At 58.9% G+C, this 21,836-nt stretch carries 16 protein-coding genes and 1 pseudogene; 11 read left to right on the top strand and 6 right to left on the bottom strand.

Annotation, left to right across the window (positions count from 1 at the left end):
* Window positions 1-124: 124 nt before the first annotated feature.
* A complete protein-coding gene (locus HP062_RS12610; RefSeq protein WP_172791474.1) occupies window positions 125-664 on the top strand; it encodes a hypothetical protein in 540 nt (179 codons plus the stop codon).
* 1 nt (window position 665) lies between these two features.
* On the opposite strand, the pseudogene HP062_RS12605 reads toward HP062_RS12610, so the two are convergent.
* Window positions 666-4,768, bottom strand: a pseudogene (locus tag HP062_RS12605) (CheR family methyltransferase).
* A 251-nt stretch (window positions 4,769-5,019) separates the two neighbouring features.
* Here HP062_RS12605 and HP062_RS12600 point away from each other — a divergent pair.
* From HP062_RS12600 to HP062_RS12585, 4 genes are all read left to right on the top strand, one after another.
* Window positions 5,020-6,624, top strand: coding sequence for a tetratricopeptide repeat-containing response regulator (locus HP062_RS12600; RefSeq protein WP_010457175.1), 1,605 nt, complete (start codon window positions 5,020-5,022; stop codon window positions 6,622-6,624).
* Complete coding sequence (locus tag HP062_RS12595) at window positions 6,621-7,313, top strand: sensor histidine kinase KdpD (protein ID WP_077749187.1); 693 nt, start codon at window positions 6,621-6,623, stop codon at window positions 7,311-7,313. The genes HP062_RS12600 and HP062_RS12595 overlap by 4 nt, the downstream gene beginning before the upstream one ends.
* A 201-nt stretch (window positions 7,314-7,514) precedes the next feature.
* On the top strand, window positions 7,515-8,756 hold the full coding sequence (locus HP062_RS12590; protein ID WP_172792572.1) for a glutamine synthetase family protein: 1,242 nt from the start codon (window positions 7,515-7,517) through the stop codon (window positions 8,754-8,756).
* A 70-nt stretch (window positions 8,757-8,826) separates the two neighbouring features.
* On the top strand, window positions 8,827-10,203 hold the full coding sequence (locus HP062_RS12585; RefSeq protein ID WP_010457169.1) for an MFS transporter: 1,377 nt from the start codon (window positions 8,827-8,829) through the stop codon (window positions 10,201-10,203).
* 66 nt (window positions 10,204-10,269) lie between these two features.
* Here HP062_RS12585 and HP062_RS12580 read toward each other — a convergent pair whose 3' ends face one another.
* The 4 genes from HP062_RS12580 to flgA all read right to left on the bottom strand — a co-directional run bounded on the left by HP062_RS12580 (window position 10,270) and on the right by flgA (window position 12,878).
* Window positions 10,270-11,016 (bottom strand): flagellar brake protein, encoded by a 747-nt coding sequence (locus tag HP062_RS12580; protein ID WP_042932643.1) that lies wholly within the window; start codon window positions 11,014-11,016, stop codon window positions 10,270-10,272.
* A gap of 92 nt (window positions 11,017-11,108) precedes the next feature.
* A complete protein-coding gene (locus HP062_RS12575) occupies window positions 11,109-11,576 on the bottom strand; it encodes a flagella synthesis protein FlgN (RefSeq protein WP_010457166.1) in 468 nt (155 codons plus the stop codon).
* A 48-nt stretch (window positions 11,577-11,624) separates the two neighbouring features.
* Window positions 11,625-11,951, bottom strand: coding sequence for a flagellar biosynthesis anti-sigma factor FlgM (gene flgM, locus HP062_RS12570; RefSeq protein WP_010457164.1), 327 nt, complete (start codon window positions 11,949-11,951; stop codon window positions 11,625-11,627).
* A 165-nt stretch (window positions 11,952-12,116) separates the two neighbouring features.
* A complete protein-coding gene (flgA, locus tag HP062_RS12565; protein WP_077749189.1) occupies window positions 12,117-12,878 on the bottom strand; it encodes a flagellar basal body P-ring formation chaperone FlgA in 762 nt (253 codons plus the stop codon).
* A gap of 82 nt (window positions 12,879-12,960) precedes the next feature.
* Here flgA and HP062_RS12560 point away from each other — a divergent pair, with 82 nt between their 5' ends.
* The 6 genes from HP062_RS12560 (at window position 12,961) to flgE (ending at window position 18,074) form a co-directional block, all read left to right on the top strand.
* Window positions 12,961-13,893: a chemotaxis protein CheV gene (locus HP062_RS12560; protein WP_010457160.1), complete on the top strand. Its 933-nt coding sequence runs from the start codon at window positions 12,961-12,963 to the stop codon at window positions 13,891-13,893.
* Between the two features lie 46 nt (window positions 13,894-13,939).
* Complete coding sequence (gene cheR, locus HP062_RS12555; RefSeq protein ID WP_010457158.1) at window positions 13,940-14,767, top strand: protein-glutamate O-methyltransferase CheR; 828 nt, start codon at window positions 13,940-13,942, stop codon at window positions 14,765-14,767.
* 366 nt (window positions 14,768-15,133) lie between these two features.
* The gene (gene flgB, locus HP062_RS12550; protein WP_010457156.1) at window positions 15,134-15,541 is read left to right on the top strand and encodes a flagellar basal body rod protein FlgB; all 408 of its coding nucleotides are present in this window, start codon (window positions 15,134-15,136) and stop codon (window positions 15,539-15,541) included.
* A gap of 3 nt (window positions 15,542-15,544) precedes the next feature.
* Window positions 15,545-15,988, top strand: a complete 444-nt coding sequence (gene flgC, locus HP062_RS12545) for a flagellar basal body rod protein FlgC (RefSeq protein WP_010457154.1) — start codon at window positions 15,545-15,547, stop codon at window positions 15,986-15,988.
* A 15-nt stretch (window positions 15,989-16,003) separates the two neighbouring features.
* Complete coding sequence (gene flgD / locus HP062_RS12540; protein WP_077749190.1) at window positions 16,004-16,729, top strand: flagellar hook assembly protein FlgD; 726 nt, start codon at window positions 16,004-16,006, stop codon at window positions 16,727-16,729.
* 31 nt (window positions 16,730-16,760) lie between these two features.
* Window positions 16,761-18,074: a flagellar hook protein FlgE gene (gene flgE / locus HP062_RS12535; protein ID WP_077749191.1), complete on the top strand. Its 1,314-nt coding sequence runs from the start codon at window positions 16,761-16,763 to the stop codon at window positions 18,072-18,074.
* 286 nt (window positions 18,075-18,360) lie between these two features.
* Here the strand turns inward: flgE and HP062_RS12530 are convergent, their stop codons facing one another.
* Window positions 18,361-21,255, bottom strand: coding sequence for a ribonucleoside-diphosphate reductase subunit alpha (locus tag HP062_RS12530; protein ID WP_010457148.1), 2,895 nt, complete (start codon window positions 21,253-21,255; stop codon window positions 18,361-18,363).
* Between the last annotated feature and the right edge of the window lie 581 nt (window positions 21,256-21,836).

The raw sequence follows: 21,836 nt of genomic DNA, 5'->3' as shown, positions 1-21,836 counted from the left end.
GTGATAAAAAGCCCCGCCGGAGAATCCTCCAGCGGGGCTTTTTTATGCCCGTCGACCCGACGACCTACATGGCAAGTCCATCGTTGCTGTGCCTTACTCCTCGTACCATGCAAGGAGTGACGCGATGCGACACAGAGGTGCACATTTCTGGTTATGGACCAACAGCCGGCTACCTCACCACATCCATGAAGAAGTGCTCAGCGATGGTGTGCAGGTCGAGGTGCAGGCACGGGTCGGTAATGGGGGCGTCACTCAGGTGTTCATCGGTATATACGCTGACGGTGGCGGGGCGATTTGCGAGGAGTTTCATGACCGGGCGGTGGGTGAATATTATTGTTCCGCATTGAAGTGGGGCGCTCAGCGGGCAAGAGAGCTGGTGGCGGACAGCCAAGCGTTTGTCGCGCCGCATCGGGTGCAATTGACGTTGGCCCCGGTGATTACCGATGAACCGACACTGGCGCTGCGGCGCATGGAAATGACCGAACGTGAGCGTTTGAAAATCCGCTCCGAAGACGCCTGGTCGGAGTACCTGGCTGCCAAAGCCGCGATGCTTGAGCTGATGCGCGCCACCAAAGTCGACCCCGGGGTGTGGGCGGACCACAAGGATCGCCTGCGGCAGGCGATTGATCGGCGCATCAGTGTGCAACGCGCCTATCTGCGATGAGTCATTTGCCGATCGACAGGCTCGAGGAGCGTCGCAGTTCCTCGATGGTCTCGATCAGTTCATCGTAGGACACCGGTTTGCCGATGTGCTGGTCGAAGCCCGATTGCCGGGATTTCTGAATATCGCTGTGGGCACCGTAGCCCGTCAGCGCAATGGCCGGCACATCCCTGAGCAGCGGGAGTTGCCGCAAAGCGCTCATCAGTTCGTGACCGTTCATGACTGGCATACCCAGGTCCGAAATGATCAGGTCGAAGTGCGTGCCTTTTGCGGCGTCCAGCGCGGCCACCGGACGGTCGAAGGCAATCACTTGCGCGTCCTCCATTTCCAGCAGCATCTTCAAGGTTTCCAGCACTTCGGCAGAGTCGTCGACCAGCAGAATGGTCAAGCCGCTCAGCCGTCCGGCCCCCTCGTCGACCTGCGTAGCGGTTTGAGCGTCATGATCAGTCTTGGCCATCGGCAAGTAGACACTGAACGTGCACCCTGCACCCAACCCGGGTGAGCTCACTTCAACCGAGCCGTGTTGTGCTTCTGCCAGTTGGCGGACCAGCGACAGGCCGATCCCCAGCCCTTCACGGTTGTGCGTGGCATGTTGCTTCTCTGCCTGCCCGAACAGATCGAACACGTGCTCAAGGTTCTCGGCGGCAATGCCGGTGCCGTTGTCTTTGACGTCCAGCCGCACCCTGTTCCCGTCCTGGCTGGCGATCAGTTGCACGTGGCCATTGGGCGGGGTGAATTTCAGCGCGTTGTTCACGAGGTTCCAGATAATCTGTTCCAGGCGTGTCGGATCGGCATGCACCATCAACGGCTCTGAAGGCACATGCAACTCGACCGTGGTTTCGTGCCGTTCGTTGACCACGACGCTGTGGATATCACGCAGCACGCTGACCAGGTCGGTGGCGACCGGTTGCAGCTTGAGTTTGCCGGTACGGACACGGGCGACATCCAGCAGATCATCGATGATCCGGGCCTGGCTATTGACGGCATCGCAGATCGTATTGACGGCCTTGGCGGCCGGAGCCACGGACTTGGTCACCGGCAGGCGACGCAGCAGCTCAGCGTTGAGCTGGATCAGGTTCAGCGGGTGCTTGAGCTCATGGGACATGACCGCGAAGAACTCGTCCTTGAGGTAATTGGTGTTGCGGGTCTCGGCCAGCGCCAGGCTTTGCGCTTCGTGCTGACGTTTGTGGCCGGTCAGGTCCCGGGCAATCTTCACGTAGCCTCGTAGGTTGTCACCGCTGAGCAAAGTCGCCTCACCACTGCAAAAGAACCGACTGCCATCCTTGCGCAAGTGCCAGCGTTCGTCCTCGCTGCGCCCATGGTCGCGCACCGTCTGCAGTTCTTTCTCGGGCACGCCGCTGGCGCGGTCCTCTTCAGAGAAAATAAAGTCGTAATAAGCGCCCTCTGCTTCGCTCTTGCTATAACCGAAGATCAACTCGGCACCTTTGTTCCAGCTGGTGATCACCCTTGTTCATCCAGCGTGATGATCGCGTAATCGCGGGTGCTTTCAGCCACCAGACGCATGCGTTCTTCGCCCAGGCGCAGTTCTTCTTCGGCGGCGCGGCGTTTGGTGATGTCGATGAAGGTCAGCACCGTCCCGTCGATATGGTCTTCGCTGGAGCGGTAGGGCAGCAGGCGGGCGATGTACCAGCGCTTGTCGGTGCTGCTGACTTCACGCTCGATCATGTTCAATGACTCGAAGACCAGCGCTGCATCACGGGCCAGGTCGTCGTAGTGCAGTCGGTGGGTGATGTCGAGCAAGGAGCGTCCGGTATCCACCGGCAACATGCTGAAGATGTCCGTGGCGCGCGGAGTGAACCATTTGATCCGCATGTTGCGGTCAACGAACACCGTGGCGATGTCGGTGGAGGCGATCAGGTTGGTCAGGTAGTCGTTGATCTTGTCGGTTTCTTCAACTTTGGTTTTCAGCTCGAAGTTGACCGTCAGCAACTCTTCGTTGATTGATTGCAGTTCTTCCTTGCTGGTTTCCAGCTCTTCGGTTGCCGAGCGCAGCTCTTCGTTGATTGCCTGCATTTCTTCGTTGGAGGCCTTCAGCTCCTCGCTGGAGACTTCCGATTGTTCGATGGTGTCCTGCAAGTGCAACTTGGTGCGTTGCAGTTCACGTTCAAGGTTGGACAGCACCTGGCTTTCGGTTTGCGTCAGGGTCGAGGCGGCCTGTTCCGAGGGATCGACTTCGGCCTCTTCGAAAATCACCAGGACAAACTCGCCGTCCGACTCTTCGTCCTTATAAGGCTGCGCCACCAGGTCGACCTTGTAGCGCCGGTTTTCACGGGAAATCGGCACCGCGCGGGATTTGACCACCAGGCCACTCTGCTGGACCTGAAACAGCGTGGTGCGAATCTCCAGACGCAACTCGGGAAGGATCAGCGTCAGCAAGTTGCGCGACAACTCACCGCCCACATGGCGCAGGAAACGCCCGGCGCTTTCGCTCATGTGCAGGATGTCTGCGTTGGCATCGACGATCATGCTCGGTGGCGCGGCGTGTTCGAGGGCGCGCTGATGAATGTCGGCGAAGGACAATTTGCGCTGCACCGCGCTTTGCGGTGTCTCGCGGGTAACACTGGTACGCACGTAACCGCCACGGGGCATGGTCGGGGTACGTCGGCTATTGGCCGTGCCGGTCTTGGCGCGGAAGATCCGGTTGCGCTTGTCCACCGGAGCGAACAGTTCGTGGCAAGCGTCTGCGCTCTCGGAAGAGCCCAGGAACAGGAAACCGCCCGGACGCAGTGCGAAGTGAAACATTTGCAGAATTTCACGCTGCACTTCGCGATCCAGGTAGATCAGCAGGTTGCGGCAAACGATCAGGTCAATCTGCGAAAAGGGCGGATCGGACAACAGGCTGTGTTTGGCAAACAGGACCTTTTCGCGAATTTCCTTGCGAATCCGGTAGTGGTCATCTTCCTTGACGAAGTAATGCCGCAGGCGCGTCGGCGGCACATCGGTCACGATCGCTTGCGGATACAGACCGGCCCGGCCGATGCTGATGGCGCGCTCGTCAATGTCGGTGGCGAACAGTTGCAGCGAGGCTTTGCTGGCGTCCAGTTGCAGTTGATCGTTGAGCAGCATCGCCAGGCTGTAGGCTTCTTCGCCCGTTGAACAACCGGCGGACCAGACACGGATTTCTTCTTTCTCGGGCTGCGCCGACACGGCGGCACTGACCAGTTGCGGCAGTACGTCCCGCTCCAGGGCTTCGAACGCCTCGCGATCACGGAAGAAGTTGGTCACGCCAATCAACATATCGCCCAGCAGGGCTTTGGTTTCTTCGGGATTGTTTTGCAGGAAGCGGAAATAGGCACCCAGGTCGGGTTGGGCCGTGACCTGCATCCGGCGCTCGATCCGCCGCAACACGGTCGCGCGCTTGTAGTGCTTGAAATCATGGCCGGTGCCGGTGCGCAGCTGGATCAGGATGTCATGGAGCAGCTGTTCGGCGAGCGCCGCGTCACGCTCGGACACGGAGGCGAACGTTTGCAGGTCCGGGTCGTTGGCGGTGGGCAGGCTGATTTCCTGTGAGTTTCGCCACAGCTCCAGCAGCTTTTGCGGCATTTCCACCACCGGCAACACCAGATCGACATTGCCGGTTTCGATGGCAGCGCGAGGCATGCCGTCAAACTCGGCATCTTCCGGTGCCTGGGCCATGGTGATGCCACCGTGTTCCTTGATGCGCGACAGCCCGACCGCACCATCGGAGCCACTGCCTGACAGCACCAGGCAGAAAGCGCGCTCGCGGTGGACTTCGGCCAGGTCGCGGAAAAACAGATCAATCGAGGCGTGCCGAGACCCGTGCGGGTCGTTGCTGGCGACTTCAAGCACCCCGTCATTCATCGTCAGCCGCTGAGCCGGCGAGATGACGTAAACGTGGTTTTTCTCGATCGGCACCGTTTTGGTGACTTGCAGGACTGGCATCCGGGTCGATTCCTGGATGATCTTGTCCGCGATGCTCTGGTGATCGGGCGACAGGTGAAGAATGATCACGAACGCCATGCCGTTGTCATGCGGCATGTTCTCGAAAAACAGTTTGATGGCTTGCAGCCCGCCCGCCGACGCTCCAACGCCTACCACTGGAAAATCCAGGGTGCTGGGCTTCAGGGCCTTACGCTCAGGAGCCGGGGCCGAGTGCTGGGGGGGCTGGTCATTTCTTCTGCCTTAGTCGGCGACTGCGGTCTATTGATATCTTCGGTTATAAAAAGCGCGTCAATAAAGCAGCATAATCCCGTTTTTCAATAACACCTTCAAATATTTAGAGACACTTGATTGGCTGGAGTTCTCAAGGGAACGGCACTCCTGGCCGATAACCCGAACGGTCATTGTCTTCTTCTCAAATTGCCTGGAAATCTTCGATGCTGTCGTATCACCAAAAGAGTTTTCTGATCGTCGATGATTTCTCGGATTTCCGCAGTTCCGTCAGGTCCATGCTGCGTGAACTGGGGGTCAAGGACGTCGACACCGCAGACACCGGGGAGCAGGCGCTGCGCATGTGTTCGCAGAAGGCCTACGATTTCATCCTGCAGGATTTTCACCTCGGCGACGGCAAGAAGAACGGCCAGCAAGTCCTCGAAGACTTGATGATCGAAAAACTGATCAGCCATGAAAGCGTGTTCGTCATGGTCACTGCCGAAACCAGCCAGGCCATGGTTCTCAGCGCGCTGGAACACGAACCCGACGCTTACCTGACCAAGCCGTTCAACCGTTCCGGCCTGGCCCAGCGCCTGGAGCGTCTGGAACAGCGCAAGAACCTGCTCAAGCCGATCCTGCAAGCGCTCGATCGTGGCAAACCGCTCGAAGTGCTCAATGCCTGCATCGAGCTGTGCAAGAAGGACATCCGTTATTCGCCGCTGTGCCTGCGTTACCGCGCGGACGCCTTGCGCGACCTGAATCAAAACGAAGCGCTGGAACGTCTCTACGACAGCATCATTGCCGATCGGCCGTTGCCGTGGGCGTTTGCCGGGTTGGGCAAGTTGCTGTTCAAGCGTGGCCAGGTCAGCCAGGCTAAAGGCGTCTACGAAAAAGCCCTGAAAGTGTTTCCGATGATGCCGGCGCTGTATGACGGCATGGCTGATGTGCTGGTGGCCGAAGGGGATACCAAGGGCGCGCAGAAAGTATTGGAAGAAGCCATTCGCCTGTCGCCGCTGGCGGTGCGCCGGCAAGCACTGCTGGGCAAACTGGCGATGGCCAACGAAGATTTCGATACGGCCTCAAAGGCTTATCGCCAGGCCGTGTCCCAAGGCGCGCAGTCACGCTTCAAGGATGCCGAAAGCAACCTCGGCCTGGCCCATGCCTTGATCAGCAAAGGCAGCGAGAAAGGCCTGGATACCCGCACCCGACTGGAGATCAATACGACCCTCAGTCTGGTGGCCAAGGAAAACCCGTCTGATCCTGGCCTGCAGATTCGTGCGCGCCTGATGAAAGCCACCAGCCTGTTGCTCAACGACGCCGAAACCGCCGAGAAGCTCACCGAGCAGGCGATGATGCGCCTCGATGGCATGGAGCAGTTCATGAGCGCCGAAGCCGCGCTGCTGGTGGCCAAGCAGCTGCAAATGCTCGGCCAGGCGAGCGCCGGCGCGACGATGTTGAAAAACTGTGCGGAAATCTACGGTGACGATCCAGTGGTGATGCAAGGGATCGCCAAACTGACCGACGACCCGACGATCCTCAGCCAGAGCAACGCGGCCTCCGACCTCAACCGGCAGGGTGTGCAGGTGTACAAGACCGGCAACCTGGTCGAAGCCCGGGCAATCTTTCGCAAAGCGCTGGCGCTGCAACCGAAGAACATCAGTATCGCCCTTAACATGGCGCAATCGCTGCTGCACGGCACCGATACCAGCGTAGCGTCGGCCGAGCTCGATGAATGCCGGGCTTGCCTGAAACTGGTGGGCATGATGCCCGACACCGACGCGCGGTATCCGCGCTTTCAGAAACTGAAAATCAAGGCGTTCAGCGGATGAGCCAAGACAACTCTGCACTGGATTTTTCGACGGTGATTGCCTCCACCGTGCACGACATGAAGAACTCGTTGACCCTGCTGATGCAGGCCCACAGCCAATGGCTGGCCCGCTTGCCCGATCCCGAGCGGCACAGCCCGGAGCAGGGCGTCATCGAGTACGAGTTCGCTCACCTCAACGGCATGCTGGTGCAGTTGCTGGGGCTGTACAAACTGGGCGTCAATCAGATGCCGTTGCAGCCGGCCTACCATGAGCTGGATGATTTCATCGAAGCGCAACTGGCCGCTCATCAGGAAGTGTTCGCCAGTCGCGGCATTGTCGCGACTTATGAAGTCGACCCGTTGAGCCCCTTGGGTTTCTTCGATCGCGAGCTGGTGGCCTCGGTGCTGGCCAACTGCATCAACAACGCCATTCGTTACGCCCGCCAGTCATTGCTGATCAGTGTCGGCGACGAGGCCGGCGAACTGGTGCTGTCCATCAACGATGATGGCGACGGTTATCCGGTCGAGATGATCGAGCGTCAGGCCGATTATGTGCAGGGCATCAACCACAGCAGCGGCAGCACAGGCCTGGGCTTGTATTTCGCCGGACGGATCGCCGCCTTGCATCAGCGCAATGGCGTGGAAGGACGCACCCGGATCAGCAACGGCGGGCCGTTGGGTGGTGGGGTGTTCAGCCTCTGTTTGCCCTGACGTTTCTTTTTGTGTGGCGCTGCTTGATATTCCGAACAGGCGGAGCCTATTTTGTACGGGTCGCCGTTCGCGGCTCGCACAATTACAAAGGATTGCGTCATGACAACCGATGGCCAGCGTTCACTCGCACAGCGATTGACGGGCATTGATGAGATTGAATGTGTCACGCCGGATTTGAACGGCGTGCCTCGGGGCAAGGTAATGACCGCCGAGGGGTTTCTCGAAGGAAGGCGTTTGCAGATGGCGCGGGGTGTGCTGCTGCAATGCATCATGGGCGGATATCCGCCCGCACGCTTTTATGGCAGCGATGATGGCGACCTGGCGCTGGTGCCTGACCCGGCACACATCCACCGATTGCCCTGGAGCCAGCAACCGCGGGCACTGGCCATTTGCGACGCCGATGAACTGACCGGCGAAAGCTCGAAGCTGTCGACCCGTGGCCAACTCAAGGCGGTGATCGCCCGTTACGCGGCGCTGGGCCTGGCGCCGGTGGTGGCGACCGAGCTGGAATTCTTCGTGTTCGCGCCCAATCCCGACCCGACGCAACCGTTCCAGCCGCCGTTGGGCCTGGACGGTCGGCGCGAGGAAGGTCATTCGGCGTTCAGTGTCAGTTCCAATAACGGTCTGCGGCCATTCTTCAGCGAAGTCTACCAATGCATGGCGGCCCTGGGTTTGCCGCGCGACACCTTCATGCATGAGATGGGCGTCAGCCAGTTCGAGATCAACTTGCTGCACGGCGATCCGTTGCTGCTGGCCGACCAGACGTTCCTGTTCAAGCACCTGCTCAAGGAAGTCGCGCTCAAGCACGGCCTGAGCGTGGTGTGCATGGCCAAGCCGCTGGCGCACACGCCGGGCAGTTCGATGCACATTCACCAGAGCATCGTCGAGATCGGCAACGGACGAAATGTGTTCAGCGATGCGGCAGGCCAACCGACAGTGACCTTCCGTCACTTCATTGGTGGCCAACAGGCCGGCATGGCGGATTTCACCGCGTTGTTTGCGCCGAACGTGAATTCCTATCAGCGCTTGTGCCATCCGTATGCTTCGCCGAACAATGCCTGCTGGTCCCACGACAACCGGGCCGCCGGATTGCGCATTCCGGCCAGTTCACCGGCCGCCCGTCGGGTCGAAAACCGCTTGCCGGGGGCTGACGCGAATCCGTATCTGGCGATCGCCGCCAGTCTTGCCGCCGGTTTGTATGGCATCGAGAACGAACTGGAGCCGAGCGAGGCGATCCAGGGCGAATTCGAAGTCCCGGATAATCTTTCGTTGCCGTGTACCTTGCATGCCGCTCTTGAACGTCTGAAACGTAGCCAATTGGCGAAGGAACTGTTCGGCAAGGAGTTCATCGAAGGCTACGTCGCTTCGAAGACCATGGAGTTGACCAGCTTCTTTGATGAAATTACCCCCTGGGAGCGCCGTGTTCTGGCCACCCAGGCCTGACGACCTGTCGTCTTCGGGCTATCTTTTCGGATAGCCCGTTTCTTACCGCAAGGAGCCGCTCGGAACGCCGATGCGCCAAATCTGGAAACCTTTTCGAGCGCTTTATTTTGCCTCGCTGATGATGTTGATCGGCTCAGGCTTGCTGAGTACCTACCTGGGCTTGCGTCTGGCGGCGGATAACGTCGACAGCTTGTGGGTGGGTGCGTTGATGGCCGCCAACTATTTCGGCCTGGTGCTGGGTGGCAAGATCGGTCACCGACTGATCGCCCGGGTCGGGCATATTCGCGCCTATTCGGCCTGCGCCGGGATTGTCGGCGCGGCGGTGCTCGGCCACGGCCTGGTCGACTGGTTGCCGGCGTGGATATTCCTGCGGGTGATCGTCGGTCTCGGCATGATGTGCCAGTACATGGTGATCGAAAGCTGGCTCAATGAGCAGGCTGAAGCGTCCCAGCGTGGCACGGTGTTCAGCGGCTACATGATCGCGTCCTACCTGGGGCTGGTGCTGGGCCAACTGATTCTGGTCATGCACCCGGCCCTGGGCCTGGAACTGCTGATGCTGGTCGCCTTGTGCTTCGCGCTGTGTCTGGTGCCGGTGGCCTTGACCCGGCGGATTCACCCGGCGCCATTGCATCCGGCGCCGATGGAGCCGCGGTTCTTCATCAAGCGCGTGCCGCAGTCATTGAGCACGGTGCTGGGCGCGGGGCTGATCATTGGCTCCTTCTACGGTCTGGCGCCGCTGTATGCCTCGCAGCAAGGATTGTCCACCGAGCAGGTCGGTCTGTTTATGGGTAGCTGCATTTTTGCCGGGCTGCTGGTGCAGTGGCCATTGGGCTGGCTCTCTGACCGTTATGACCGGGCGTTGTTGATCCGCTGTTTTGCGGTGGTCCTGGCCCTGACCGCGTTGCCGCTGGCGATCATGCAGCAGGTGCCGCTGGAGGTTCTGTTCGTCGCCGGGTTCTTCTGTTCGCTGGTGATGTTCTGCCTGTATCCGCTGGCGGTGGCCTTCTCCAATGACCACGTCGAAGGTGATCGTCGCGTGTCCCTGACAGCGATGTTGCTGGTGACTTACGGCGTGGGCGCCAGCATCGGGCCGTTGGTGGCCGGGGTCCTGATGAAGCTGTTCGGCAGCCACATGCTGTATGCCTTCTTCAGCTTCTTCGCGTTGGTGCTGGTGTGGCGGATTCGCCCGAAAGCGGTCACCAACCTGCATCAGGTCGAAGATGCGCCGTTGCATCACGTGGCTATGCCGGACAGCATGTCGAGTTCGCCACTGGTGGCATGCCTTGACCCGCGGGTCGATGAGCAGGTGGTGCAGGATCAGATGCAAAATCCGATCAGCCCGGAACCTGCGCCTGAACCAGAGCCGGATCCCGAGACTGAGACCGATCCACCATCAGAAGACCCGGATGCGGGTCGTGAGCAAAGCTTCACCGAAGCCAGGCCCTAAAAACCTGCGCATAAAAAAACGGGCAGTCACCGCAAGGGACTGCCCGTTTTTTGTTGAAGCACCGTATTACATGTCGTCTTTGTCGAAACGGCGTGCTTCACGCTGTAGCTGATAGACGAACCGTTCGACTTGCCGCTGCACCAGACCGCTCATGTTATGAAAGCGAACACCGGCGAAGGTGGTGGAGATCCTCTCTTCGAAGTGCAGGTAACGCAATTCGACCGGTGCGGTCATGTTGCCGAAGGGCAGGGCGGCGACAAAGCGGTCATAGACCTGGCCCAGTTGCAGGCTGCCGGTGATGTCACCTTCAAAACGCAGTTTGCAGCCGGTGGCCGAGATGTCCAGCAGCTTGCCGCCCAAGGTCGATTTGAGTTTCTCACCGCCCAGTTCGACGTTGACCAGTTGCGCCAGTTTCAACGCCGCACGGAACGCATTACGGCGCTGGTGATAGATCACTTCAGCGGGCAGTGGGCCACGATAGCAGCGAGCATCGCCGGACTCATCGATGGTCAGCGTACCGTTACTTTCCCAGGCGATGCGCACGCCGTCATGAAAGCCTTCAACCTTGAATGGTTCTCCGGCCAGCAGAAAACGTTCCCCGTCACGCGGGATCATTTCATCCAGGGCGATCGAATTGCTGTCGCGATCAACGTTCACCAGATAGCTCTGGAAGCGTTGGGTGCGCTCATGGAACGTGATGATCAGCGGATCATGGCTTTCTTGCAGCTGCCGCAGGTTACCGGCGATTTCCATCGGCGTGGATAGCACCTTGGGTGGCTGCGGAGCATCGTCCGCGTTTAAGGCATTGAACACGGTTCATCATTCTCCAGGCAAAATTTGACTGCGACTTGCTAGCATACTGCCAGCATGTGAGGCGTCTTGATAGAGCGTGCTCATCAACAGGCTCAAGCCTGACTAAGCGGGCGCGGCTTTGCGAGCTTGGAGGTTGATCCGCGGGCATCGTAAAGCGCTGGCGGTTCGCCGCCGGTGAGGATTTTCAGCTGATTGGCCGTGGCGGCCTGCTGGACCAGGATCGACTGGCCATTATTGACGTTGGCTGCCTGGCATTGAGCCAGTAGATCGGTCAGTTTCTCGCTCTGTTCCAGCAATTGATCGCCGATGCTCGACTGGCTGGCAAGTTGCTCCAGGCCACTGCGATCGGCCGGCAGATTGAGGCTGACGAGGATTTCACTGCGCTTGCGGCCATGCTGTTCAAGCAGAATGATCATTGCCTGCTTCTGCGCCAGAATATCTTCGAGCAGCGGCATGTCGCGACCGTGCAAGGCGAGGGACTCGGTTTGCAGTAACTCCAGCAAGCGTTGCGCTGGAGCAAAGTCGTCGGTGATCAGTTGCAGTAAATTAGTGTCGTGCATGGCTGGCCTTGGGGTTTAAGCGTCCAAAAGCCTGGCGCAGGCCGTGGCCTAGCGCTGGGCTTCGAAGTTGAGCAGTTTGCTGGCTACACGGTTGCTGTCGACTTTATAGCTGCCATCGGCAATCGCTGCTTTCAACTCGGCCACGCGGGCGTTGTCGACGGCAGGCTGATCGCGCAGCTTGTCAGTGACCTTCTGCAACTGTTGAGCCTCATTGCTGAGGTGTACCGATTCCCCGCTTTTGACGGTACTGGCCTGTTCGGCCGGGGTATTCAGCGGCGCGGATGTGCCGGTTTCGGCGGTTTCCTTCGCGGTGCTGGTACGCGTACTACCGGTAAGTGACGAGGAACTGTTCAAACGGCTGAAATCGATGACCATGGTAAAAAACCTCTGGGTATTTGGACGCTTGCCATGTTTTCGGCTCTCCCTGCGAAAACTTTAGGCCCATTTATCAATGAGCTTGCATGCGCCAGCGCTTGTCCTGCCTGCGGCACAGTTTAGGGAACAGCCGGGCGGCGCGCCATCTTTCACCAGCAGATTGTTCTACATGGCAACTTCCACCTGGCCCGGCGCGATGACTTGCGCCTTGATGACCCGCTGGGAGTTGAGGTTTTTCACACGAATCTGTTCACGCAGGCCGCCGTTGGACAGGGCTTCACCCGGCATACGCACACTGAGCGTACCACTGCGGGCGGTAATCACCACTTGGTCGCCCTTGCTGATGACTTCCGCCTGTTCGAGATGGACCAGCGTCAGGACCTGATTGGCGACCGTTGGTCGGGTAAGTTTCTGCCCCACGGCTTGTTCCAGGGAGGTGAAATAACCCTGGTTGATCAGGCTGATGTCTCGCTCGCGCAACATGACATCGCCGGGCTCGATGACCCCGGCGCGTTTGAGCGGCCGGGTGGTGGTGACAACGTCCCGAAACAGGCGGACTTGAGCGGGCACGAAGACTGTCCAGGGGGATGTGCTGTCGCAGCGGACCTTGACCGTGACCCGTCCGATCGGGGTCGCCGGGCTCTCCAGGGTGGCTGTCAATTCCTTGTCGCACATGGGCATGCGCAGTCGCGGATCGAGCTGGTTGACTTCGATTTCGTAGCGTCCTTCCGTTTGACTGGTAGCCAAATAGTCTTCTACGGTGAATTCAAGAAAGCCCTGAGTGACGCCGATAAGCATGTCAGGCAAGGTAACCGCGTCAGCAAGGGCAGGGCTACCAGCGTTGAACAGGCAGACGGCCGACATTGCGCAAAGCAATTTGCGGGTAATTGATGTCAGGCGTCGGAAAAATGTCGGTTCTGTGTTCATAAGAGTTAAAAAGCAAGCGCCGTGCCGTTTAGCAATAAATGTGCGTCGCAACACACTTAAGCGTTGGTGTAGGAGTCAGTGCATGGCTGGTGTAATGGATTCAGTAAACCAGCGCACGCAACTGGTTGGGCAGAATCGCCTTGAGCTGTTGTTGTTCCGTCTCGACGGCCAGCAGCTATATGGGATCAACGTGTTCAAGGTTCGGGAAGTGCTGCAATGCCCCAAACTGACCCTGATGCCCAAGTCCAGTCCTGTCGTGTGCGGTGTGGCAAATATCCGGGGGGCGACCATTCCGATTCTTGATCTGGCGATGGCGACCGGCTCCGGCGCACTTAAAGATCAAAGCAATCCCTTCGTGATCATCACGGAGTACAACACCAAGACCCAGGGATTCCTGGTGCGATCGGTGGAGCGCATCGTCAACATGAACTGGGAGGAGATTCATCCGCCACCCAAGGGCACGGGACGCGATCATTACCTGACGGCTGTGACTCGGGTCGACAATCAGTTAGTCGAAATCATAGACGTCGAGAAAGTGCTGGCGGAAGTGGCGCCGACACCGGAAGCGATTTCGGTCGGCGTGGTGGATGTCGAAACCCAGCACAAGGCGCTGTCCTTGCGGGTATTGACGGTCGATGACTCGTCGGTGGCGCGCAAGCAGGTGACCCGTTGCCTGCAAACGGTCGGCGTTGAAGTGGTGGCATTGAACGACGGCAGGCAAGCGCTGGATTACTTGCGCAAGCTGGTCGATGAGGGCAAGAAGCCGGAAGAAGAGTTCCTGATGATGATTTCCGACATCGAGATGCCGGAAATGGACGGGTACACCCTGACGGCCGAGATCCGCAACGACCCGCGCATGCAAAAGCTACATATCATCCTGCATACTTCGTTGTCGGGTGTATTCAATCAGGCAATGGTCAAGAAGGTCGGCGCGGACGACTTCCTGGCAAAATTCCGTCCTGATGACCTGGCATCCCGGGTAGTCGACCGGATCAAAGCAGCAGATATCAGCTAGGGGCCTTCTGCCCCTGGCGGTTAACACGATTTAAGAGGCGGCATCTTTGTCTACGGGTAATTTGGATTTCGAACAGTTCCGGGTATTCCTGGAAAAAGCCTGTGGCATTTTGCTCGGTGAAAACAAGCAGTACCTGGTCTCGAGCCGTCTCAACAAGCTGATGGAGCAGCAAGGCATCAAATCCCTGGGTGAGCTGGTTCAGCGCATCCAGACCCAGCCGCGCAGCGGTTTGCGCGAGATGGTGGTGGATGCCATGACCACCAACGAAACCCTGTGGTTTCGTGACACCTATCCGTTTGAAGTCTTGAAGAACAAGGTGTTGCCCGAAGCGATCAAGGCGGCCCCCGGCCAGCGCTTGCGGATCTGGTCGGCGGCGTGCTCGTCGGGTCAGGAACCGTATTCGCTGTCGATGTCGATCGATGAGTTCGAGCGCGTCAACATGGGCCAGTTGAAGATGGGCGCGCAAATCGTCGCGACCGACTTGTCCGGCACCATGCTGACCAACTGCAAGACCGGCGAGTACGACAGCCTGGCCATCGGCCGTGGTCTGTCGCCCGAGCGTCTTCAGCGTTACTTCGACCCCAAAGGGCCGGGGCGCTGGGCGATCAAGGCGCCGATCAAGAGTCGCGTGGAGTTTCGCTCGTTCAACCTGCTGGACAGCTACGCGGCCCTGGGCAAGTTCGACATCGTGTTCTGCCGCAACGTGCTGATCTACTTCTCCGCCGAGGTGAAGAAAGACATCCTGTTGCGTATTCACAGCACGCTCAAGCCAGGCGGTTATCTGTTCCTCGGCGCCTCCGAAGCGCTGAACGGTTTGCCGGATCATTACCAGATGGTCCAGTGCAGCCCGGGGATCATTTACCAGGCGAAGTGATTCGTTGGCCGCATCAAAAAACGGGAGTCCTCAGGGGCTCCCGTTTTTTTTGCCCGATGATTGCCCTGACATCACCACGATCCCCCTGTGGGAGCAAGCCTGCTCGCGATGGCGTCGTGTCAGCCAACATCAATGTTTCTGTTACACCGCTATCGCGAGCAGGCTCGCTCCCACAGGGGAGGGTGGTGTTCTTTAGAGGGTGATAAGCGGCAGAAAAGCGGCAGGCGGCGGAAATCGGTTGCCGCTTTTCTGGCATTGCCGCCTTGCCACTGCCGGCAAAGCCCCGGTTTCCGGGGTTTTTTGAATTGGCACGCCACTTGCTATGTCTCTGTTACGAAAAATCAGGTCACCCGAAGGTTTCCCGACATGAGCATCAGCTTCGATAAAGCGCTCGGTATCCACGAACAAGCCCTGGGCTTCCGCGCGCAGCGTGCCGAGGTCCTGGCCAACAACATCGCCAACGCCGATACCCCGAACTACAAGGCTCGGGACCTGGAATTCTCCAAAGTGCTCGCCGCACAGAACGAGAAAACCAAGGGCGGCACGTTTGCCTTGAACATGACCAACAACCGCCATATCGAGGCCGAAGGCCTGGGCAATGGCGACGAGTCGCTGATGTATCGCACGCCGATGCAGCCGTCGATCGACCAGAACACCGTGGACGCCCAACTGGAACAGTCGAACTACGCGGAAAACGCCGTCGGCTTCCAGGCCAGCTTCACCCTGCTCAACAGCAAATTCAAAGGGCTGATGTCAGCCCTGCGCGGAGAGTAAGTCATGTCCCTATCCAGTGTTTTCAACATTGCCGGTAGCGGCATGAGTGCGCAGACCACGCGCTTGAACACCGTGGCCTCGAACATCGCCAACGCCGAAACCGTCTCGTCGAGCATCGACCAGACCTATCGCGCCCGTCACCCGGTGTTCGCCACCATGTTCCAGGGCGGCCAGAGCGGCGGCAGCGATTCGCTGTTCCAGAACCAGGACGCCGCCGGCCAAGGCGTGCAAGTGCTGGGCGTGGTCGAAGACCAAAGCAACCTTGACGCGCGTTACGAGCCGAACCATCCGGCCGCCGATGCCAAGGGCTACGTCTACTACCCGAACGTCAATGTCGTCGAAGAAATGGCCGACATGATTTCCGCCAGTCGCTCGTTCCAGACCAACGCTGAAATGATGAACACCGCCAAAACCATGATGCAGAAGGTCCTGACCCTCGGTCAGTGATAAGGGGCGACTCAGATGAGTGTTACCGATACAACCAGCGGCGTGAACATCAAGGACGTCTTGGCCAACTCTTCGGTCAAGGCCAATAACACCAGCAGCGACGGCCTGGCCTCGGCCACCAACAGCGCCACCGGCAAGAAGGCGTTGGGCAAGGACGCGTTCCTGCAATTGCTGGTTACCCAGCTGAAGAACCAGAACCCGCTCGAGCCGCAAGACAACGGTGACTTCGTGGCTCAGCTGGCACAGTTCAGTAGCCTGGAAGGCATCACCACGCTGAACGATACGGTCAGCGGCATTGCCGGCAACTACAACTCGTCGCAAGCGCTGCAAGCATCTTCGCTGGTGGGCCGCTCGGTGGTCGCGCAGACCGACACAGCGGTGGTCGATACCTCCAAGAGCTTCAACGGCACGGCCGTGGTTCCGGCATCGGTGGATCCGGTGACGATCAAGATCACCGACGCCGATGGCAAAGTGATTCGCACCATCGACATGGGCAGCCAGCAGGCCGGCAACGCCAGCTTCATCTGGGACGGCAAAAACGATGCGGGCGAAGTGGCCAAGGCCGGCACGTACAAATTCGCCGCCACCGCGACTTACGACAGCAAGGCGACCGCGCTGGTGACTTACCTGCCAGCCACCGTCAACAGCGTGACCATCAGCCAGACCGGCGGTGAGTTGATGCTGAACCTCGCAGGCCTGGGCAGTATCGCCCTGTCCAAAGTACAGACCATTGGTATATAGAGCCGACTAACACGGCACAAAGGAGTGGAATATGTCTTTCAATATCGGCCTTAGCGGTCTCTATGCAGCCAACAAACAACTGGACGTGACCGGCAACAACATCGCCAACGTCGCGACCACCGGTTTCAAATCGTCCCGTGCAGAATTCGAAGACGTGTACTCGGCCACTCGCCTGGGTACCGGCAGCAAGACCGTCGGCAACGGCGTGCGTCTGGCCAACGTTTCCCAGCAGTTCGGCCAGGGCGACGTGAACAACACCGGCAACGTGCTGGACATGGGCATCCAGGGCAACGGTTTCTTCATCCTCAGCGACAACGGTTCCCTGAGCTACACCCGTGCCGGTGCGTTCAAGACTGACGCCGAAAACTACGTGGTCGACAACAACGGCAACCGCCTGCAAGGTTACGGCGTTGATGACAACGGCAAGATCATCAATGGCGTGCTGACCGACCTGAAAATCGACACCTCGAGCCTGTCGCCCAAGGCCACCACTCGCGTCGACCAGACGATTAACCTGAACTCCTCGGAAACCCTGCCGACCGTTACACCGTTCAACCCGGCCGAGCCATTGAGCTACAACAAGCCGATCTCCACGCATATCTATGACAGCCAGGGTAACCAGCACAACCTGGACCAGTACTACGTGAAAACCGGTACCAACGCGTGGACCGTGTACACCTACGTCGACGGTCGTTCGCCGTCCAACCCGGCCGCCGAGCCACCGGTGCCAGTGACGGCCAACGTGACCTTCAACTCTGACGGTACCGTCAACACCATGACCGGCAGTCCTGGCTTTGCTGTGACCGGTAAAGTCTTCCAGTTGACCGGTTGGGTGCCGGGCGTGGTCACCAATGCCAACGTGACGCCAAAAGTCTGGGGGCCTAACGGTTCGGTTGCGGCCACTGGCGGCCTGTCCTTCGACATGACCAAGACCACCTCTTACAATTCGCCGACTGCCCGTACCCAGCAGTTTCAGGACGGCTACGCCACTGGCCAGATTTCCAGCCTGACCATCGACGAAACCGGTGTCATGACCGCTAACTTCAGCAACCAGCAAACCAAGGCCATCGGCCAGGTGGCGGTCGCGAGCTTCGCCAACGAGCAAGGCCTGCAGCCCATCGGTGGTACGCGCTGGAAAGAAACCTTCGCCTCGGGCGAGGCGGGTGTCGATGCTCCGAAAACCGGTACGCTGGGTGCGGTGGTGTCCAACTCCCTGGAAGAGTCCAACGTCAACCTGACCAACGAACTGGTCGATTTGATCAAGGCGCAGAGCAACTACCAGGCGAACGCCAAGACCATCTCCACTCAGAGCACCATCATGCAGACCATCATTCAGATGACCTGATGCTGGTTCGCGCTGAATAAAGAGCCCCTCGTGAGAGGGGCTTTTTTTATGAGCGGGATTTGTCTCGAGTGCCGAATTTTGCGTTGTCAGTGATGGCCCCTTCGCGAGCGGGCTCGCTCCTACAAAGGATCTTCAGTGCGGCGCCTGTCCAGTTCAGGAGCAAGCCTGCTCGCGAAGGCGTCAGCCCGGTCACCACTTTCCTTGGGGCAAAAGAAAACCCCCGACAATCCAGAGGACTGATCGGGGGTTATCCAGACGAGCGCCTTGCGGCGCTCACCGGCTCAGCTTATTGGCAAGCTTCGCAATCCGGCTCGTCGATGGCGCAAGCCTTCGGCACTGGAGCAGGGCCGGCTGGCGCTGCCAGGACCGAATCTTCACCGTGGTTGCCGCCGCTGGAAACAGCGTTCAGCTTGCCGGTGTTGATGGTCGACTTCTCGGTGCTGGTTGCGGCCAGGGCACGGAGGTAGTAAGTGGTTTTCAGACCACGGTACCAGGCCATGCGGTAGGTCACGTCCAGCTTCTTGCCCGATGCGCCAGCGATGTACAGGTTCAGCGACTGAGCCTGGTCGATCCACTTCTGACGACGGCTTGCCGCGTCAACGATCCACTTGGTGTCCACTTCGAACGCGGTCGCGTAGAGCTCTTTGAGTTCTTGCGGGATGCGCTCGATCTGTTGCACCGAACCGTCGTAGTACTTCAGGTCGTTGATCATGACCGAGTCCCACAGACCGCGAGCCTTCAGGTCGCGAACCAGGTACGGGTTGATCACGGTGAATTCGCCCGACAGGTTCGATTTCACGTAGAGGTTCTGGTAGGTCGGTTCGATCGACTGCGATACGCCGGTGATGTTGGCGATGGTCGCGGTCGGTGCGATGGCCATGATGTTGGAGTTACGAATGCCTTTCTGCACACGGGCACGAACCGGTGCCCAGTCCAGGGATTCGTTCAGGTCAACGTCGATGTACTTCTGGCCACGTTGCTCGATCAGGATCTGTTGCGAATCCAGCGGCAGGATGCCTTTGGACCACAGCGAACCCTGGAACGTCTCGTAGGCGCCGCGCTCGTCGGCCAGGTCGCAGGAAGCCTGGATCGCGTAGTAGCTGACCGCTTCCATCGACTTGTCGGCGAATTCGACGGCCGCGTCGGAACCGTAAGGAATGTGCTGCAGGTACAAAGCGTCCTGGAAGCCCATGATGCCCAGGCCGACCGGACGGTGCTTGAAGTTGGAGTTCTTCGCTTGTGGCACCGAGTAGTAGTTGATGTCGATTACGTTATCGAGCATGCGAACGGCGGTGTTCACGGTGCGTTCCAGCTTGGCGGTGTCCAGCTTGCCGTTGACGATGTGGTTCGGCAGGTTGATCGAGCCCAGGTTGCAAACGGCGATCTCGTCCTTGTTGGTGTTCAAGGTGATCTCGGTGCACAGGTTCGAGCTATGGACCACGCCGACGTGCTGCTGCGGGCTGCGCAGATTGCACGGGTCTTTGAAGGTCAGCCATGGGTGGCCGGTTTCAAACAGCATGGACAGCATTTTGCGCCACAGGTCTTTGGCCTGGATGGTCTTGAACAGCTTGACCTTGCCCGGGTACTCGGTCAGGGCTTCGTAGTACTCGTAACGCTCTTCGAAAGCCTTGCCGGTCAGGTCGTGCAGGTCCGGTACTTCGGACGGCGAGAACAGGGTCCACTTGCCGTCATCGAAGACGCGCTTCATGAACAGGTCAGGGATCCAGTTGGCGGTGTTCATGTCGTGGGTACGACGACGATCATCACCGGTGTTCTTGCGCAGCTCGATGAACTCTTCGATGTCCATGTGCCAGGTTTCCAGGTAGGCACAGACAGCGCCTTTGCGCTTGCCACCCTGGTTAACGGCGACGGCAGTGTCGTTCACCACTTTCAGGAACGGGACAACGCCCTGGGATTTGCCGTTGGTGCCCTTGATGTACGAGCCCAATGCACGAACCGGCGTCCAGTCGTTGCCCAGGCCGCCTGCGAATTTCGACAACATGGCGTTGTCGTGGATCGCGTGGTAGATGCCCGACAGGTCATCCGGCACGGTGGTCAGGTAGCAGCTGGACAGCTGTGGACGCAGGGTACCGGCGTTGAACAGGGTCGGGGTCGACGACATGTAGTCGAAGGACGACAGCAGGTTGTAGAACTCGATGGCACGGTCTTCTTTCTGCTTCTCTTCAATCGCCAGGCCCATGGCCACGCGCATGAAGAAGATTTGCGGCAGTTCGAAGCGGATACCGTCCTTGTGGATGAAGTAACGGTCGTACAGGGTTTGCAGGCCCAGGTAAGTGAACTGCTGATCGCGCTCGTGGTTGATCGCCTTGCCGAGTTTTTCCAGGTCAAAGGTGGCCAGGACCGGGTTCAGCAATTCGAATTCGATACCCTTGGCGATGTACGCAGGCAAGGCCTTGGCGTACAGGTCGACCATCTCGTGGTGGGTCGCGCTTTCGGCGACTTCCAGGAAGCTCAGGCCTTCGGCACGCAGGGTGTCCATCAGCAGGCGAGCGGTCACGAACGAGTAGTTCGGCTCACGCTCGACCAGGGTACGGGCGGTCATCACCAGGGCGGTGTTGACGTCGGTCAGGGCCACGCCGTCGTACAGGTTCTTCAGGGTTTCGCGCTGGATCAGGTCGCCGTCGACTTCTTCCAGGCCTTCGCACGCTTCGGTGACGATGGTGTTCAGGCGGCCCATGTCCAGAGGCGCAAATGAGCCATCGGCGCGGGTGATGCGGATCGACGGGTGAGCGTTGACCGCTTCTTCGGCCGGTGCGTGGGCAGCGCGTTCTTTCGAACGACCGTCACGGTAGATCACGTAGTCGCGGGCCACTTTCTGCTCGCCGGCACGCATCAGGGCCAGTTCGACCTGGTCCTGGATTTCTTCGATGTGGATGGTGCCGCCCGAAGGCATGCGACGCTTGAAGGTCGCGGTGACTTGTTCGGTCAGGCGCGCAACGGTGTCATGGATTCGCGACGAGGCGGCAGCGGTGCCGCCCTCAACTGCGAGAAACGCTTTGGTGATCGCGACGGTGATCTTGTCATCGGTATAAGGAACGACAGTGCCGTTACGCTTGATCACGCGCAGTTGGCCAGGCGCGGTGGCGGACAGATCCGAAGTCGAATCAGCGGCCTGCGGCAAGGTGCCCTGCGGGTTCTCGCGAGTTGTGTCGGTTTGCATGGGGGAGTGTCTCCACATTCTCTATGTTTGTTTGAGCACCTTCATGGTGCCCACCGTTCTGTCCTGAAGCACTACAACCGAGGGGCCTCGGGCATAACAACTTCGGGACAGTAGGAAAAGGCTAATGATGCCGCTTCCTTGCCGAAGTCTTTGGTCTCGAGCCAGGGCCCGAAACCGGATTCCATTGAGGGTGACAGTAATGACTGCAACACCCGTACCGTTCCGGCTGTTCTGGCCTCAAAAAACGGTGCCATCCGCAGGTGCGGTTTGGGCTTTCAAATTCACGCTTGGTTCAACCGGAAACAGCAATAAAGCGCTTGAGTTTCTGGTCTGAAATGTGGTTAGGCTTTTTAAGCAAAAACCCTACATGTAGGGTTTTTTTGGCGCCGTGCTACAAGATAATGCGTTTTGGAGGGTGTTGCAACGTGCTGCCTGTGGATAAACCTGTGCGTAAATTGTGTGTGAAAGAAGGAACAGGCGTGTAGGCCGCGACCTAGCGGGAGCGAACCGTTTTTCACTGATTTTCAGCGATTGAAAACAGTCATTCGGATTTTTAAGGGCGCGAACCCTATCACAAAAAT

This window comes from Pseudomonas sp. B14-6 (genome assembly GCF_013260315.1).
GTDB classification, from domain to species: domain Bacteria; phylum Pseudomonadota; class Gammaproteobacteria; order Pseudomonadales; family Pseudomonadaceae; genus Aquipseudomonas; species Aquipseudomonas mandelii.
The sequence above is the reverse complement of the archived record's forward strand: the minus strand, read 5'-3'. Positions and strand labels throughout refer to the sequence as shown.

Bases quoted from the DNA above. Each gene is read 5' to 3' on its own strand.
- HP062_RS12585 (WP_010457169.1), top strand. From the start codon at position 8,827: ATGCGCCAAATCTGGAAACCTTTTCGAGCGCTTTATTTTGCCTCGCTG.
- flgC (WP_010457154.1), top strand. From the start codon at position 15,545: ATGTCCCTATCCAGTGTTTTCAACATTGCCGGTAGCGGCATGAGTGCG.
- HP062_RS12575 (WP_010457166.1), bottom strand. From the start codon at position 11,576: ATGCACGACACTAATTTACTGCAACTGATCACCGACGACTTTGCTCCA.
- HP062_RS12600 (WP_010457175.1), top strand. From the start codon at position 5,020: ATGCTGTCGTATCACCAAAAGAGTTTTCTGATCGTCGATGATTTCTCG.
- flgM (WP_010457164.1), bottom strand. From the start codon at position 11,951: ATGGTCATCGATTTCAGCCGTTTGAACAGTTCCTCGTCACTTACCGGT.
- flgB (WP_010457156.1), top strand. From the start codon at position 15,134: ATGAGCATCAGCTTCGATAAAGCGCTCGGTATCCACGAACAAGCCCTG.
- flgD (WP_077749190.1), top strand. From the start codon at position 16,004: ATGAGTGTTACCGATACAACCAGCGGCGTGAACATCAAGGACGTCTTG.
- HP062_RS12530 (WP_010457148.1), bottom strand. From the start codon at position 21,255: ATGCAAACCGACACAACTCGCGAGAACCCGCAGGGCACCTTGCCGCAG.
- HP062_RS12590 (WP_172792572.1), top strand. From the start codon at position 7,515: ATGACCGCCGAGGGGTTTCTCGAAGGAAGGCGTTTGCAGATGGCGCGG.
- HP062_RS12560 (WP_010457160.1), top strand. From the start codon at position 12,961: ATGGCTGGTGTAATGGATTCAGTAAACCAGCGCACGCAACTGGTTGGG.
- HP062_RS12595 (WP_077749187.1), top strand. From the start codon at position 6,621: ATGAGCCAAGACAACTCTGCACTGGATTTTTCGACGGTGATTGCCTCC.
- flgA (WP_077749189.1), bottom strand. From the start codon at position 12,878: ATGAACACAGAACCGACATTTTTCCGACGCCTGACATCAATTACCCGC.
- flgE (WP_077749191.1), top strand. From the start codon at position 16,761: ATGTCTTTCAATATCGGCCTTAGCGGTCTCTATGCAGCCAACAAACAA.
- HP062_RS12610 (WP_172791474.1), top strand. From the start codon at position 125: ATGCGACACAGAGGTGCACATTTCTGGTTATGGACCAACAGCCGGCTA.